Raw genomic sequence first — 15,391 nt, 5'->3', positions numbered from 1 at the left:
TCTGGTAAAGCCCTGCTCAGCGTAGGCGAAAAAGTATCGTAGTCGGAACCGGTTCACCAGTGAGGAGTCGCCATCGTGGCCAGCCCTACCGTCTCGTCAGCCACTCGCCTTCCCGCCGGATTCGACCTCACCGATCCGGAGATCTACGCCGAGGGACTGCCCGACGCAGAGTTCGCCGAACTGCGGCGCAACGAACCGATCAAGTGGATCGCGCAGCCGGATGACAGGAGCGGCGGCTTCAAAGACGGTGGCTACTGGGCCATCACCCGGCACGAGGACATCAAGGAGATCTCGCGGCTCGACGAGGTGTTCTCCAGCGAGGTGAACGGGGCGATCCCCCGGTTTCACGACGAGACCACCCGCGAACAGCTCGACGCGCAGCGGATCCTGATGCTCAATCAGGATGCGCCGAAACACACGCGGCAGCGCCGGATCATCTCCCGTGGCTTCACGCCGCGCCACATCCTGCCGCTGCACGACGATCTGCGGGCGCGGGCGCAACAGATCGCCAAGGATGCGCTGGCCCGGGGCAGCGGCGACTTCGTGGTGGAGGTGGCTTCGGAATTGCCCTTGCAGGCCATCGCGGGGCTGATGGGGGTGCCGCAGGCGGATCGCGGAAAGCTGTTCGACTGGACCAACCAGATGACCTCCTACGACGACCCGGAGTTCGCGCACTATGACCCGGCGGCCTCAGCGCTGGAGATCATCGGCTACGGCCTGGAGCTGGCCGAGCTCAAGCGCCGCAATCCGGGCCATGACATCGTGACAACCCTGGTGGAAGCCGATATCGACGGGGAGAAGCTCAACGACGACGAGCTGGGTTACTTCATCATTCTGCTGGCGGTGGCCGGCAGCGAGACCACTCGCAACTCGATCACGCAGGGAATGATGGCGTTCACCGAACATCCCGACCAATGGGAGCTGTTCATCAGGGAGCGTCCGGCCACCACGGCCGACGAGGTGGTGCGGTGGGCAACGCCGGTGACTGCTTTTCAGCGCACCGCGACCCGCGACCACAACCTCAACGGCACGCTGATCGAGCAGGGTCAGCGAGTGGTGATGTTCTACCGTTCGGCCAACTTCGACGAGGACGTGTTCACCGACCCATACACCTTCGACATCCTGCGTGAGCCCAACCCGCATGTCGGCTTCGGTGGCACCGGTGCGCACTACTGCATCGGCACGCACCTGGCGCGGATGACCATTGGGCTGATCTTCGACGCGATCGCCGACAACATGCCCGACCTGACCCCGCTGGACCGTCCTCAGCGGCTGCGATCAGGCTGGCTCAACGGCATCAAGCACTGGCACGTCGACTACGCCGGCAAATCGTAGTTCTGTGCCGCCGCCGGGCCGGTGGGCTGCCTACCACCGGTTTTGGCCGGGCCCGGACCGACAGAACGAAAAATTAGAACACGTCCTAGAATTGCCGCTGAACGGCCCGTTTCACCCGCTCACCACCACCCGAGGGGACCATCATGCTCAGCGCCCAGATCCGTGAGGAGCTCGCTGCCGAGTTGGCGCAGGCGGAGCGCAGTCGGGTTCCGATCTCCCCGTTGACTGCGGCTCAGCCCGAGATCGACGTCGTCGACGCCTACGAGATTCAGCTGATCAACATTCGCCAGCGGATCGCCGAGGGCGCGCGCGTCGTGGGACACAAGGTCGGCCTGTCCAGCGAAGCGATGCAGCAGATGATGGGTGTCGACGAACCGGACTACGGACACCTGCTCAGCGAGATGCAGGTGTTCGAGGACAAGCCGGTCAAGGCGTCGAACTATCTCTATCCCCGGGTCGAGGTGGAGGTCGCGTTCATCCTGGCCAAGGATCTGCCGGGCGCGGACTGCACCGAAGAGGATGTGCTGGCGGCCACCGAGGCCTTCGCCCCGGCGATCGAGCTGATCGACAGCCGGATCAGCGACTGGAAGATCAAGCTGTGCGACACCATCGCCGACAACGCCTCATCGGCGGGCTTCGTCCTGGGCAAGCAGCGGGTCAAGCCGGGCGATATCGACATCAAGAGCATCGACGCCTCCCTGACCAAGAACGGCGAGGTGGTCGCCGAAGGCCGTAGCGACGCGGTGCTGGGTAACCCGGTCACCGCGGTGGCCTGGCTGGCTCGCAAGGTGGAAAGCTTCGGAGTGCGGCTCAAGGCTGGCGACATCGTGTTGCCCGGCACCGCTACCCGGGCCATCGACGTCCATGCCGGCGACGACTGCGTCGCCGATTTCGCCGGGCTGGGTTCGGTCCGGCTGGTTTTCGAATAGATTCGAATAGAGGAGCTTTCATGGCTGCTAAGGCCTCAGTTGCGATCGTCGGGTCGGGCAATATCAGTACCGACCTGTTGTACAAGTTGCTGCGTTCGCAGTGGCTGGAGCCGCGTTGGATGATCGGCATCGACCCCGAGTCTGAGGGTTTGGCGCGGGCGCGCAAGCTCGGCCTGGAGACCTCGGCGCAGGGGGCGGACTGGCTGTTGGCCCTCGATGAGAAGCCGGACTTCGTGTTCGAGGCCACCAGTGCTTACGTGCATAAGGCGTATGCGCCCAAGTATGAGGCCGCCGGTATCCGGGCCATCGACTTGACGCCGGCGGCGGTGGGTCCGGCGGTGATCCCGCCGGCGAATCTGCATGAGCATGTCGATGCGCCGAACGTCAACATGATCACCTGCGGTGGTCAGGCCACCATTCCGATCGTGTATGCCGTCACGCGTGCGGTCAAAGAGCAGGGCGGCACCGTGCCCTATGCGGAGATCGTGGCCAGTGTCGCGAGCGTGTCGGCTGGGCCGGGGACCCGGGCCAACATCGATGAGTTCACCAAGACCACCTCGCGTGGGGTGGAGACCATCGGTGGTGCGCAGCGCGGCAAGGCGATCATCATCTTGAACCCGGCCGACCCGCCGATGATCATGCGCGACACGATCTTCTGCCAGATCCCCGAGGACGCCGACCGCGACGCGATCACCGCGTCGATCAAGGATGTGGTGGCTCAGGTGCAGACCTATGTGCCCGGTTACCGGTTGCTCAACGAGCCGCAGTTCGATGAGCCGTCGCTGAACTCCGGTGGGCGTGCGGTGGTGACCACGTTCGTCGAGGTCGAGGGCGCCGGCGATTATCTGCCGCCGTATGCGGGCAACTTGGACATCATGACCGCCGCTGCGACCAAGGTCGGCGAAGAGATCGCCCGTGAGATGGCGGCAGCAAGGCTGGAGGAGCGTAATCGCTATGTCTGATCACATTTTTGATGTGCGGATCACCGACACCTCGCTGCGCGACGGTTCGCACCACAAGCGTCACCAGTTCACGCCTGCGGAGGTCGCGGCGATCGTGGCGGCGATCGACGCCGCCGGGGTGCCGGTCATCGAGGTGACCCACGGTGACGGCCTGGGCGGATCGAGCTTCAATTACGGGTTCTCCAAGACGCCCGACCAGGAGCTGATCAAGCTCGCGGCGCAGACCGCCAAGGACGCCAAGATCGCCTTCCTGATGCTGCCCGGCGTGGCCACCAAGGAAGACATGAAGCAGGCGCAGGGCAACGGCGGACAGATCTGCCGGATCGCTACCCACTGCACCGAGGCCGATGTCTCCATTCAGCATTTCGGCCTGGCTCGGGAGCTGGGTCTGGAGACCGTCGGGTTTTTGATGATGGCTCACACCGTCTCCCCGGAGAAGCTGGCCGCCCAGGCCCGCATCATGGCTGACGCCGGCTGCCAGTGCGTGTACGTGGTGGATTCGGCCGGTGCGCTGGTGATGGAGGGTGTTCGCGATCGGGTGGCCGCGTTGGTCGCCGAGCTCGGTGATGACGCCCAGGTGGGTTTCCATGGCCACGAGAACCTGGGGCTGGGCGTTGCCAACTCGCTGGAGGCGGTGCGTGCCGGCGCCAAGCAGATCGACGGCTCGGTGCGCCGCTTCGGTGCGGGCGCGGGTAACGCCCCGGTGGAGGCGTTGATCGGGGTGTTCGACAAGGTCGGGATCAAGACCGGAATCGATTTCTTCGACATCGCTGATGCCGCAGAGGAAGTGGTGCGCCCGGCGATGCCGGCCGAGTGCGTGCTGGACCGCAACGCACTGATCATGGGCTACTCCGGGGTGTACTCCAGCTTCCTCAAGCACGCGGTGCGTCAAGGTGAGCGTTACGGCGTGCCGGCGCATGAGCTGCTGCACCGGGCCGGGCAGCGCAAGCTGATCGGTGGCCAGGAGGACCAGCTCATCGACATCGCCCTGGAGATCCAGCGGGAGCGGGCCGCGAAATAATCGCGGCATGACGACACGGCCGCAGGCCCAGGCGATTCTGGAACAGCTGGCCGGACCGCAGGCGCGGCTGCGCGACGACCAGTGGATCGCGATTGAGGCGCTGGTGGTGGCTCGCCGCCGCGCGCTGGTGGTGCAGCGAACCGGCTGGGGCAAGTCGGCGGTGTATTTCATCGCCGCGAAGCTGTTGCGGGCCAGCGGCCACGGTCCGACGGTGATCGTGTCGCCATTGCTGGCGCTGATGCGCAACCAGGTCGCGGCAGCGGAGCGTGCCGGTGTGCATGCGGCCACCATCAACTCCTCGAACGTCACCGAATGGGCAGACGTGCAACGCCGGGTGGCCGCCGGTGATCTCGACGTGTTGCTGGTCAGCCCGGAGCGGCTCAACAATCCGGACTTCCGCGATGAAGTGTTACCGGCGCTGGCCGCTAAGGCCGGGCTGGTCGTGGTCGACGAGGCGCACTGCGTGTCGGACTGGGGCCACGACTTCCGGCCGGACTACCGGCGTATCCGCACGCTGATCGCCGAGCTCGGCGCCGACATCCCGGTGCTGGCGACCACGGCGACCGCCAACGACCGGGTGGTCGCCGACGTCGCGGGCCAGCTCGGGGTTGGCGGCAGCGACACGCTGGTGCTGCGTGGCGGCCTGGACCGCGAGTCGCTTCGGATGTCGGTGGTGACCGCCGGTGGACCGGCGCAGCGCGCCGCCTGGATCGGCGCTCACCTGGAGAAGCTGCCCGGATCCGGGATCGTCTACACGCTCACTGTGGCCCAAGCCCACGACGTGGCCGCCGACCTGCGCGCTCAGGGGTTCGCGGTGGCCGCCTACACCGGCTCGACCGACTCGGCCGATCGCGAGCAGCTCGAGGCCGATCTGCTGGCCAACCGGGTCAAAGCGCTGATCGCCACCTCGGCGCTGGGCATGGGATTCGACAAGCCCGACCTGGGTTTCGTGGTCCACCTGGGTGCACCGTCCTCGCCGATCGCCTACTACCAGCAGGTCGGTCGTGCCGGGCGCGCCACCGCCAGCGCCGAGGTGATCCTGTTGCCCGGCACCGAGGACCAAGACATCTGGCACTATTTCGCGTCGCTGGCCTTCCCCGCGGAGTCCTTGGTGCGCAAGGTGATCGGTGAACTGTCGCCCGATCAGCCGCTCTCGACCCCGGCGCTGGAAGCGCGGGTCGACCTGAACCGGTCGCGGTTGGAGATGGTGCTCAAGGTCCTCGATGTCGACGGCGCAGTGCGCCGAGTCAAGGGTGGCTGGCTGGGCACCGGCGCGCAGTGGACCTACGACGAGCAGCGCTACCGCAAGCTCGAGGAACTGCGCCGGGCAGAGCAGCAGGCGATGCTGGACTACCAGGCCACGGGCGACTGCCGCATGAGTTTCCTGCGTGCCCAACTGAACGACCCGCAGCTGCAGGCGGGGGAGCGTTGCGGGCGCTGCGACAACTGCGCCGGGCCGCGGTTTGACGGCGAAGTGGACGCCACCGCCGCCGCCGCCACCCGTGAACGGTTGATGCGCCCCGGAGTGGAGATCACGCCGCGGCGGCAGTGGCCGTCGGGACTGGCGCAGCTCGGGGTGGACTTGTCGGGCCGGATCACCGACGGACCGCAACCCGGCCGGGTGATCGGCCGGCTCACCGACTTGGGGTGGGGCGTGCGGCTGCGTCGCCTGCTCGACGAGCCGGACCGCGAGGTTCCCGACGACGTGGTGCGCGCGGCTGTGAACGTGTTGGCCGGCTGGGAGTGGCAGCAACGGCCCACCGCGGTGATGGCACTGGATTCGACGACCCACCCGGTGCTGATCGGTTCGCTCGCCGACCGGCTGGCCGAGCTCGGTCGCCTGGTGCGCCTGGACACCCTGCGGTATGCGCCCGGCCGGCGCGCGACGGCGGCGGCCAATTCGGCTTACCGGGTCGCCGCGCTGCAGGGGTGCTGGCAGCCGCCGGCGCCGCTTCCCGCCGGCGTCGGTCCGGTGCTGTTGATCGACGACGTGACCGACACCGGCTGGACGCTGACCATGGCGGCCCGCGTGGTGCGCGCGGCCGGAGCGCCGCAGGTCTTGCCGTTCGCCCTGGCCAGCGTGAACTAGGACGCGGGTACCGTCGAAAGATGAGCGGTATTACTCGAGCGATTGCGGTCGGCCTGCTGAGCGCGACGGGGGTCCTGACACCGGTGGCCAACGCCGAACCCTGCGATCAAACAGTGGGCGAATCCATCGACGCATACCTGAACCGTCATCCTGATGTCAGGGCCGAGCTGGATGAACGGGGAAGACAAGAGGATCCCGGTGCCCCGAATCCGACGCTCGCCTATCTGGAACGCCACCCCAACGTGCGCCAGGCGTTGATCACGCTGTCCCAGCAGTGTGTGTGACGAACGGCGACCGGAACACATAGCGGCTGGTGGGCACCGTGTCGATGTCGCGGTGAGCACCGAAGCGAGAGACGCTGTCCACCATCTTCTTGACCCGGTCGCCCAAGTCGGCTTCATCGGACGCGCCGTAGAACGCGTACGGGTCCGACACCGCCTCCTCGGGGAACAGCTCTTCGACGATCGCGTCGATGCGCGGCGCATCCTCGGTGAGCGGGCGGACCACCGTGTTCTGGGTGTAGCCGAATGTCGCCTGGGTGTCTATCGCCACCTGGGTGTGGTCGATGTGCCAGCGATGCAGCCAGGTCGCCTCGTCCAGCTCGGCAGGCCGGCGTAGCAACGCAACGTTGGCCAGGCCGCGGGTGCGGCGGCCTCCGCCGGGATCCGGCGGCGGCATAGGAACCGATTCGGTGACCAGATACGCTGCCGCGGAATCGGATTCGGCGGCAATCGCCGCAATGGCGCTGCGGGTCTGTTCCCCGTAGCACTGCTGCGTCCACAGGCTGATGACGGCCGCCGCCGGCGGGTCCAGCGTCGTCAGGGTCATCATGGAGTCGCGCACCGGCGCATCGCGCACGTTGACCACCACGCCCGGCAGCCCCAGGTCCAGCAACGTCGCCGCGACCGGGCCCCGCAGCCGTTGGCACCACTGTTCGTTGAAATCGGCTGTCCGCGCGACGATCATGACCTTTTCCATCGGCGTCTCCTTAGGTTGCGGCGCGGAATGCCGCGACGAGTTCGGTGAGCAGATCGGTGGCCCGCTCGGGGTCGGCGGGCAACGAGCATGTGACGCGCACATCGGTGACCCCCGCGGCCACCAGCGCCGGGGCGCAGGCCGCGGTCGCGCCGGTGTCGAGGGAGCCGTCCGGGCGTTTGACGGTGGTTGCGTGACCCAGTACCTGCAGGCGGCCCGGGTCGCCGCCGAAAGCGGTGATGCGGTCCTTCATCGCGGCGATGGCGCCGGCCGGGTCGCGCATGGCAGGGCCCCAGGGGATCCAGCCCGACCCGAACCGGGCCAGCCGGCGCGCTACCGCGTCGTTGACGGTCCCGCTCACCCAGATCGGAATGCCTCCGGGCGCCAGCGGTTTGGGCATCTGATGAATGTTGGCGAAAGTAAGCTCCGGGGAGGCGTAGCTGCTGCGCTGCTGGGTCCACAGCGCCTGGCACACCTCCAGGGTGTGGTCCAGCAGGCGCCCACGGCGCTCGAAGGACAAGCCGGCGGCCTGGTATTCCTCGCGCTGCCAGCCGACACCGACCCCGAGATCCAGCCGCCCCTGTGACAGCACGTCCAGCGTGGCCAGTTCCTTGGCCAGCACCGCGGGCCGGCGCAGCGCCGCCAGCAACACCGCGGTGCCCAGCCGGATGCGGGTGGTGGTCGCGGCCAGCGCGGTCAGCACGATCAGGGGGTCCAGCCACTGGCCGTCCGGCCCGGTCGGCTGGCGTCCGCCGGCGATCCCGCCAAGCCGGGGGTCGGCGTAGGCCTGGGGATTCTCGCCGAACACAACATGGTCGGAGACCACGACGCGATCAACGCCGGCGGCGTCCATCGCCCGGCCGAGTGCCAGGGTGTTGGCCCAGTCGTGATCGGCGTCGTCGGTGAAAGTCCGCAGCTGCAAAGAGATCTGAGGTGGGCGGGCAGGTGTCATGACCGCACCTGATCAGCCGGCCGGGATTCGATGGCGTCGATGGTCAGCGCGCGCCGGGCGATCCGCCAGCCCGGCCCGACACGGTGATAGGTGTCGCGGTAGCGCAGGTACCAGACGTAATCGGTGAACGTGGCGCCCCGTTTCATCCAATGATGCGCAATCCCGGTGATCTCGCCGAACGCGACGTCGCCGCCGGCGTTCTCAGTGTCGGCGCCGGTGTAGAACTCGCCGACGACGCCGTGCTGAGTCCGGGTGACACCGGCCAGGCCCGACATCGCCCCTCGCACGCCGGCGTGGCCGTGGTGGTGCACACACGGCTCCAGCCGATCCGGCGGGTCGGGCAGGACGAGTTCGGCGTCGGCGGTGAACAGTTGGGCAAGTTCGTCGAATCGCCGCGCGTCGACGTACCCGGCGTAGCGGTGCACGAGTTCGGACAGTGCGAGCCGCTCGGCGGCCGGTAACGTCATGGCGCCGTGCCTGACAGCGGCGCGGGCTTGCTGCCGCCGAGTTGGGCGGTGAGCGCGTCGGCGGTCCGGAGCAGCCCCCGGGCCCACTTGGTGATCTCCGAGTCGGTCAGCGCCTGCCTCGCGTGCAGCGACAGCACCATCGCCTGGCGCTGATGATGATCGTAGACCGGCGCCGAGAGCACGCTGATGTCGTGCCGGCCCCGGCCGCCGGCTTCGCTGCGCAGGTACACCCGTTCGCCGATATCGGAGACGAGTTCGCCGAGCAGGGCACGCAGTTCGCCGGGCAGGTCGCTGGGCAGGCCCGCCATCAACGCGTACAGCCGTTGACCGCCCGGCGTCAGCCGCTCGACCAGATACCCGTCGGCGCGGCACTCGTCGATGACGCGTTGCAGACGCTCGCTCTCCGATCGCAACGGGACGGTGGGCGCCCGGGAGAGCCACTCGCGCAGGGCGTGGTCGTCCCAGAGCACGAACATCAACCCGACCGGCGGGGCGAACGGATAGCTCTGGCCGGGCTGAACCCCCGGATGTGCGTTGGGAGCCGCGGCAAGTTCGAGCACGGTGATCCGGTCGTCGACCACCGCGCTCAGCGCGGCGGAGGTGGCGAACTCCGCGGACAGCCGGCGCAGGAGTTCGCGTGCCTCGGGACCCACCCGCAGCGACTGCTGGGCGGCGCGGCCCAACGAGATCAGTCCCGGCCCGAGCCGGTATGCCTTCTCGGAATCGTCGCGCCTGAGGTAACCCGCGTCGGCCAGGGCGTTGGCGATGCCCAGGCACGTCGGCTTGGCCAGTCCGGTGCGGCGGGCGAGTTCGGAGAGTCCGAAGCTCTGGTCTGGATGGCCGGCCAGGAATTGGAGGATTGTCACTACCCGTTCGGTGGGGGGCGACGCGCGCACGGCTCGTCGGGGTGCCGGGGGTTGCAACGCCTCCTGTTCAGCCGCAGCCATTGCAGCATGCTACCGCGACCGTTTACAGTCGGTTCGAGATATCTACCATATCGGTACAATTATGGACCAGGCTGGCGATTTGAGAGGTGCTGCAGCGATGTACTCCGAACCCCTGTCGGCCGCGATCGCCGAGGCGGAGAAGCTGGTCGCCGCCGCCCCGCACATCGAGACCGAGGCCGACCTGCTCGAAGGCCTGCAATACCTCGCCGGCGGCATCGAGGCCTGCGTGCACGCCGCCTTCAACGGCGAGCGCGACCACCCGTTCCTGCTGTCGGGCACCGGGCCGTTCACCAAGATGGGTCTGGACAACCCCGACACGCTCTACTTCGGCACAGTGGTGCGCCCCGGCAACGACTACGTGGTGCGCGGCACTCGCGGAACCACCACCGACCTGAGCTTCCAGCTGCTCGGTGGCGAATACACCGACGCCCACGTCCCGGCCAGCGAGGCGGCCTTCGACGACCGCGAGCTCGACATCGCCCCCGACGGCAGCTTCAGCTGGCGCTTCCAGCCGAAGACCCCGGCCCAGCTGGTGATCCGCGAGGTCTACAACGACTGGGACGCCCGGCGCGGCACGCTGTCGATCTCCCGCACTGACACCGAGGGCACCGCCCCGCCGCCGCCGACCCGCCAACTGATCGAGAAGCGTTATGCCGCAGCCGGAAAGCAACTGATCAACCGGGTCAAGACCTGGCTGGCCTTTCCGCAGTGGTTCTACCTCAACCTGCCGGTCAACACCATGGTGGCACCGCGCCTCACGCCGGGCGGCCTGGCCACCCAGTACTCCTCGGCCGGGCATTACGAGCTTGAGCCCGGCCAGGCGCTGCTGATCACCCTGCCGGTCTCGGATGCGCCGTACCTGGGCTTCCAGCTGGGCAGCCTGTGGTACATCTCGCTGGACTACATCAATCACCAGACATCGCTGAACGGAACTCAGGCACAAGCCGATCCGGACGGCAAGATCCGGATCGTGGTCTCCGACACCGACCCCGGGATCACCAACTGGGTCGAGACGTGTGGGCACCGGCGCGGCTTCCTGCAGTTCCGCTGGCAGCGGGTGTCGCGAACACTGACCGAGGCCGACGGTCCAACCGTGGATCTCATCGACGTCGACGGCGTCGAGGCCGCACTGCCCTTCTACGACCACAACAAGATTTCGCAGGACGGCTGGCGCGCACGTATCGCGCAGCGGCAGCGCCAAATCGCCAACAGGATGCTGGGGTGAAGATGACCGGAATGCTGACCGACAAAGTCGTTGTCATCAGCGGAGTCGGGCCGGGGCTCGGCACCACTTTGGCGCACCGGTTCGCAGCCGAAGGTGCCGACCTGGTGCTGGTCGCGCGCAGTGCCGATCGCCTCGAGGAGGTGGCGCAGCAGGTTCGGGCCGCCGGGCGCCGGGCGCTGGCGGTGCCGACCGACATCACCGACGACGACCAGGTGGCACAGTTGGTGCAGGCGGCCACTGCGGAGTTCGACCACATCGACGTGCTGATCAACAACGCCTTCCGGGTGCCGTCGATGAAGCCGCTGGCGCAGACCACTTTTTCGCACATCCGTGATGCCATCGAGCTCAGCTGCCTCGGTGCGCTGCGGCTGACGCAGGGCCTCACGCCCGCCCTGGCCGCCGCCGACGGCGCCATCGTCAACCTGAACTCGATGGTGATCAGGCATTCGCAGCCCAAGTACGGCGCCTACAAAATGGCCAAGGCCGCGCTGCTGGCGATGTCGCAGTCGCTGGCCTCCGAACTCGGAGAGCAGGGCATCCGGGTGAACTCCGTTGCGCCCGGATATATCTGGGGTGACACGCTGCAGGGCTACTTCGCCCATCAGGCCGGCAAGTACGGCACCACCGTCGAGCAGATCTACGCCGCCACGGCAGCGAGCTCCGATCTGAAGCGGCTGCCCACCGAGGACGAGGTCGCCTCGGCGGTGCTGTTCCTGTCCAGCGATCTGGCCAGCGGCATCACCGGCCAGGTCCTCGACGTCAACTGCGGGGAGTACCACAACTGATGACGACGCGAACCAACGTCGGAACCGTCGAGGATCTGCACGCCTCGGCCACCAAGATGGTGGGCCTGGACGACTTCGGCCCCGACGACGACAACTACCGGGAAGCGCTCGCGGTACTGCTGGAGTCCTACCGCGCCGAGGCCGATCTCACCGAGCTGGGCAGCAAGATGAACCGGTTCTTCCTGCGCGGTGCGCTGGTGGCGCGGTTGCTCTCGCAGGCGGGCTGGAATCAGCATCCCGAGTACGCCCAGGTCGACATCCAGCGGCCGATCTTCGTCACCGGACTGCCCCGCACCGGGACCACCGCGCTGCACCGCCTGCTGGGTGCCGACCCGGCCAACCAGGGCCTACAGATGTGGCTCGCCGAGTTCCCCCAGCCGCGTCCGCCACGCGAAACCTGGGACAGCAACCCGGTCTTCGCCCAGATGCAGTCGCAGTTCGCCCGCCACCACGAGGAGAACCCCGAGTACACCGGGCTGCATTACATGACTGCCGACGGCCTCGAGGAGTGCTGGCAGTTGCTACGCCAGTCCCTGCACTCGGTGTCCTACGAGACGCTGGCGCACCTGCCGACGTACTCGCGCTGGCTTTCCCAGCAGGACTGGACTCCGGCGTACCGGCGACACCGCCGCAACCTGCAACTGATCGGGCTCAACGACCAGGACAAGCGGTGGGTGCTCAAGAACCCCAGTCACCTGTTCGCGCTGGACGCGATCATGACGGTCTACCCCGACGCGCTGATCGTGCAGTGCCACCGCCCGCCCGAGACCATCCTGGCGTCGATGTGCTCGCTGGCCCAGCACACCACCGAAGGCCAGTCCAACACGTTCGTCGGCGCGCAGATCGGCGCCGACGAGATGGAGACCTGGGCGCGCGGGCTGGAGTTGTTCAACGCTCAACGCGCCAACTATGACCAGGCCCAGTTCTGCGACATCGACTACCGGGATTTCGTCGCCGATCCGCTGGCCACCGCGGCGAGCATCTACGAGCGTTTCGGTATCGAGCTCTCCGATGACGCCCGCCAGGCCATGGCCGACGACTACGCCGCCAGCAAGACCGGTCCGCGGGCACCCAAACACGAGTACTCGCTGGCCGACTACGGACTGACCCCCGAGCAGGTCCGGGAGCGCTTCGCCGGACTGTGACGCGCTGATACCTGGGCGCGAGCAGACGCAAAATCGCACTCAACCATCGCGTTGGGTGCGATTTTGCGTCTGCTCGCGGGGTGAACTGAGCTAGTCGATCCCGTCGCCGGGCGGGGGAGCGCTGGAGAACTCCTCCAGTGCACCCTCGGCGATCGCGTGCGCGATGCTCTTCGCCAGCTTCGGGCAGCCGCGGCTTCGGCCGCTGCTGTGGCCGGCCTCGCGTTCGGCGGCGAAGTGGGCGCACTGCTTGACCGCCGCCGAATCCCATTGCACCGAGGTGTGTCCGGGGCCCAGCTTCTTGACCTCGACCGTGGCCGTGCAGTGCCGGCACTGCACCGGCATCAGGCCCGAATGCAGGTAGCGGTCGGTATCGCGTTGCGTCGCAGCACGAATCGCCGCGTAGCGTTGTGGGTCCACCGGGTGTCGCGAATACCGGGTATCGGGGCCGTCGTCGTCGGGCGAGTCGCCGTGCCCGTCATGGTCGTCGTGCGGGCCGTAGAACATCAGCATGGACCGGGCCAGCTCGCCGGCGTCGGGAACCTCGCGGGCCATGGCGTCGGGCCTACTCTGCCTTGACGGTTTCTGCGTCCTTCGCCTGCTCGGCCTGCACGCGCAGATTCTCGGCCACCTCGGCGTTCCACTTCTCGTTGGCCACCGTGGCGTCGATCTCGATCTCGAAGCGATCGGTCATCTCCGGGGTGACGTCAGCGGCGTCGACGTAGAACTGCGAGTACCACCGGCGCAGCTGGTAGACCGCCCCGTCCTCCTCGACCAGCAGCGGATTCTCGATCCGGCTCTTGTGCGTCCAGATCTCGACATCCTGCAGGAAGCCCTTGCTGACACCGTCGGTCATGGCGTCGGCGATCTTCTCGGTGGTCGCGTCGTCCAAGCCCTTGGGCTTCTGCACGATCACACCCCACATCAGCCGGAACTGGTCCTGGCTGATCGGGTAGTGGCAGTTGATCAGGATCGACTCGGCCTTGAAACCGCCGTAGCTGTTGTGCAGCCAGTTGATCATGAACGACGGGCCGAAGTACGACGCCTCGGAGTCCAATTCCGAACCGCCGTAGCTGGTACCCAGACCGGGCACATCGGAACGCCCGACATTGTGCAGGTACTGCGAGGCGACGTGGCCCTCGAAGACGTTCTTGAAGGAGGTGGGCAGGCCGTAGTGGATGTAGAAGAAGTGTGCGAAATCCACGACGTTGTCGATGATGTCGCGGCAGTTGGAGTCGATCACCATCGAGTTCCAGCGCCAGTCGGTCCACTCACCGCTGGACCATTCCGGGATCTCCGGGATCCGCACCTCGTCCGGCGGCGGGTTGCCCTCCGGGTCGTGGTAGATGAACAGCAGGCCGCCGCGCACGTCGGTGGGGAAGGCCTGGGTGCGCGCCATCCGCGGCGTCCGCTTGGAGTAGGGCACCAGCTTGCAGCGGCCGTCACCGCCCCAGCGCCAATCGTGGAACGGGCAGGCGATCTCATCGCCCTTGACCTCGCCGCGACTCAAGTCGCCGCCCATGTGGCGGCAGTAGGCGTCGAGCACGTGCAGCTCGCCCTGCGAGTCGGCGAACACCACCAGCTTGGCGCCGAACGAATGGATGGAGTGTGGTTTGCCGTCCCGGAAGTCCTTCACCGGGCCCAGGCAGTGCCAGCCCCGGGCGTAGCGATCCGGCAGTGTGCCGGTGTCGATGTGGCGGACGCCTACTTCGGCGCTGTCAGTGCTCACCTGTTGCCTCCAACCCTGTGCTTCTAACTAGAACACGTTACAGTTTTTACCGCCGATTGCGCAATAAACCCTGCTGGGTCGGGGTCTTTGGTCCCTGGAATATCTGAACGATGCAGCTGTTCTGGTTCAACGGTCGCGCACCGAAGATCGACCCCACGGCCTTCGTCGCGCCCACCGGTTCGCCGGCCGTCGTCAAAGGCCCCATCGAGGGCACCGGCGCCGAGCTGTGGATCAACGCGAACCCGCCGTATTACCGGATCTGGCGCAGCGCTACCGCGAAGGTCTGGCGCCGGTCGAACTAGGCGAATGATGCAGGTTTCGCCGAGCGTGTAATCAGACCGAAAAATCGCCAGGAAGTCGGTCTGATTACACGCTCGGCGCGCGTATTGGCGCCGGCTTAACCGGCTGGCTAGACGGGTTTGGCGGTCTTGGCCGCGCGGTCCAGTTCCCAGTAGGCGCGCAGGGCGACCAGTTCACCCTTGTCGTTGGCGCGGTAGGTGAACACGCCCTCGGTGACGATCTGGTGCCCGCCCATGGTGATCGTGATGTTTCCGGTGTTGGCTTCCTCGTCGCCGCACTGGAAGGTGTCGGAGAAGTTGAATTCGATCTTGTCGGTGCTGGCGATCGCCTTGTCCCAGAACGCGGAGATCTCGTCGCGGCCCCGGTGACCTTTGCCCTCCGGGTCGAAGTGCGACGGCCCGATCGGGTCCTGCACGATCGCGTCCTCGGCGAAGTTCGCCAGCCAGGCCTCTTTGTCGCGAGCCACGACCGCGTCCCGGGAGCGCTTACCTGCAACGTGGGCGGGGTGATCTGCGTTCATGCCGGTCGTCCTC

Annotated in this window: 16 protein-coding genes and 1 pseudogene; 10 read left to right on the top strand and 7 right to left on the bottom strand. The window is 67.1% G+C overall.

The genetic code is table 11. The annotated features are described in order from the left end of the window. Positions 1–75 precede the first annotated feature (75 nt). From G6N14_RS15275 to G6N14_RS15250, 6 genes are all read left to right on the top strand, one after another. Positions 76–1,335, top strand: a complete 1,260-nt coding sequence (locus G6N14_RS15275; RefSeq protein ID WP_085135621.1) for a cytochrome P450 — start codon at positions 76–78, stop codon at positions 1,333–1,335. 143 nt (positions 1,336–1,478) lie between these two features. Next, positions 1,479–2,264 (top strand): 2-keto-4-pentenoate hydratase, encoded by a 786-nt coding sequence (locus G6N14_RS15270; protein WP_085135620.1) that lies wholly within the window; start codon positions 1,479–1,481, stop codon positions 2,262–2,264. 20 nt (positions 2,265–2,284) lie between these two features. Then, positions 2,285–3,226 (top strand): acetaldehyde dehydrogenase (acetylating), encoded by a 942-nt coding sequence (locus tag G6N14_RS15265; RefSeq protein ID WP_085134862.1) that lies wholly within the window; start codon positions 2,285–2,287, stop codon positions 3,224–3,226. After that, positions 3,219–4,247 carry a 4-hydroxy-2-oxovalerate aldolase gene (gene dmpG, locus G6N14_RS15260; RefSeq protein WP_163787145.1) on the top strand — a complete coding sequence of 343 codons (1,029 nt, stop codon included), beginning with the start codon at positions 3,219–3,221 and terminating at the stop codon, positions 4,245–4,247. Before G6N14_RS15265 ends, dmpG begins: the two co-directional genes overlap by 8 nt. A gap of 7 nt (positions 4,248–4,254) precedes the next feature. After that, a complete protein-coding gene (locus tag G6N14_RS15255) occupies positions 4,255–6,336 on the top strand; it encodes a RecQ family ATP-dependent DNA helicase (protein ID WP_085136294.1) in 2,082 nt (693 codons plus the stop codon). A gap of 20 nt (positions 6,337–6,356) precedes the next feature. Further along, positions 6,357–6,620, top strand: coding sequence for a heme-binding protein (locus G6N14_RS15250; RefSeq protein WP_085136295.1), 264 nt, complete (start codon positions 6,357–6,359; stop codon positions 6,618–6,620). Here G6N14_RS15250 and G6N14_RS15245 read toward each other — a convergent pair. Genes G6N14_RS15245 through G6N14_RS15230 form a run of 4 tightly spaced genes read right to left on the bottom strand, consistent with a single transcriptional unit; the run spans position 6,595 to position 9,677 of the window. Continuing rightward, positions 6,595–7,314 (bottom strand): EthD domain-containing protein, encoded by a 720-nt coding sequence (locus tag G6N14_RS15245; RefSeq protein WP_085136296.1) that lies wholly within the window; start codon positions 7,312–7,314, stop codon positions 6,595–6,597. The genes G6N14_RS15250 and G6N14_RS15245 overlap by 26 nt on opposite strands. Positions 7,315–7,324: 10 nt before the next feature. Next, positions 7,325–8,263: a TIGR03619 family F420-dependent LLM class oxidoreductase gene (locus G6N14_RS15240; protein WP_085136297.1), complete on the bottom strand. Its 939-nt coding sequence runs from the start codon at positions 8,261–8,263 to the stop codon at positions 7,325–7,327. Then, positions 8,260–8,730: a nuclear transport factor 2 family protein gene (locus tag G6N14_RS15235; RefSeq protein ID WP_085136298.1), complete on the bottom strand. Its 471-nt coding sequence runs from the start codon at positions 8,728–8,730 to the stop codon at positions 8,260–8,262. Before G6N14_RS15235 ends, G6N14_RS15240 begins: the two co-directional genes overlap by 4 nt. Then, positions 8,727–9,677: an IclR family transcriptional regulator gene (locus G6N14_RS15230; RefSeq protein ID WP_085136299.1), complete on the bottom strand. Its 951-nt coding sequence runs from the start codon at positions 9,675–9,677 to the stop codon at positions 8,727–8,729. The genes G6N14_RS15235 and G6N14_RS15230 overlap by 4 nt, the downstream gene beginning before the upstream one ends. A gap of 97 nt (positions 9,678–9,774) precedes the next feature. On the opposite strand from G6N14_RS15230, the gene G6N14_RS15225 reads away from it, so the two are divergent. From G6N14_RS15225 to G6N14_RS15215, 3 genes are read left to right on the top strand one after another with little or no spacing between them, the layout of a single operon-like run. Further along, positions 9,775–10,902 carry a hypothetical protein gene (locus tag G6N14_RS15225; RefSeq protein WP_085136300.1) on the top strand — a complete coding sequence of 376 codons (1,128 nt, stop codon included), beginning with the start codon at positions 9,775–9,777 and terminating at the stop codon, positions 10,900–10,902. A gap of 2 nt (positions 10,903–10,904) precedes the next feature. Next, positions 10,905–11,687 (top strand): SDR family oxidoreductase, encoded by a 783-nt coding sequence (locus G6N14_RS15220; protein WP_109559862.1) that lies wholly within the window; start codon positions 10,905–10,907, stop codon positions 11,685–11,687. Further along, on the top strand, positions 11,687–12,832 hold the full coding sequence (locus G6N14_RS15215) for a sulfotransferase family protein (protein ID WP_085136302.1): 1,146 nt from the start codon (positions 11,687–11,689) through the stop codon (positions 12,830–12,832). The genes G6N14_RS15220 and G6N14_RS15215 overlap by 1 nt, the downstream gene beginning before the upstream one ends. A gap of 90 nt (positions 12,833–12,922) precedes the next feature. Here the strand turns inward: G6N14_RS15215 and G6N14_RS15210 are convergent, their stop codons facing one another. Together G6N14_RS15210 and G6N14_RS15205 are read right to left on the bottom strand one after the other, a co-directional pair. Beyond that, entirely contained in the window at positions 12,923–13,384 is a 462-nt protein-coding gene (locus G6N14_RS15210) for a hypothetical protein (protein WP_046320120.1), read from the bottom strand. Positions 13,385–13,394: 10 nt separating this feature from the next. Further along, positions 13,395–14,558 (bottom strand): 3-ketosteroid-9-alpha-monooxygenase, oxygenase component, encoded by a 1,164-nt coding sequence (locus G6N14_RS15205; RefSeq protein ID WP_085136303.1) that lies wholly within the window; start codon positions 14,556–14,558, stop codon positions 13,395–13,397. Between the two features lie 173 nt (positions 14,559–14,731). On the opposite strand from G6N14_RS15205, the pseudogene G6N14_RS15200 reads away from it, so the two are divergent. After that, positions 14,732–14,868: pseudogene (locus G6N14_RS15200) on the top strand (gamma carbonic anhydrase family protein); the annotation flags it as partial. A gap of 99 nt (positions 14,869–14,967) precedes the next feature. Here the strand turns inward: G6N14_RS15200 and G6N14_RS15195 are convergent. Continuing rightward, entirely contained in the window at positions 14,968–15,378 is a 411-nt protein-coding gene (locus G6N14_RS15195) for a nuclear transport factor 2 family protein (protein ID WP_085126723.1), read from the bottom strand. Positions 15,379–15,391: the final 13 nt, after the last annotated feature.

The sequence above is a fragment of the Mycolicibacter hiberniae genome, assembly GCF_010729485.1.
GTDB classification, from domain to species: domain Bacteria; phylum Actinomycetota; class Actinomycetes; order Mycobacteriales; family Mycobacteriaceae; genus Mycobacterium; species Mycobacterium hiberniae.
This window is presented reverse-complemented; position numbering and strand designations above follow the sequence as displayed.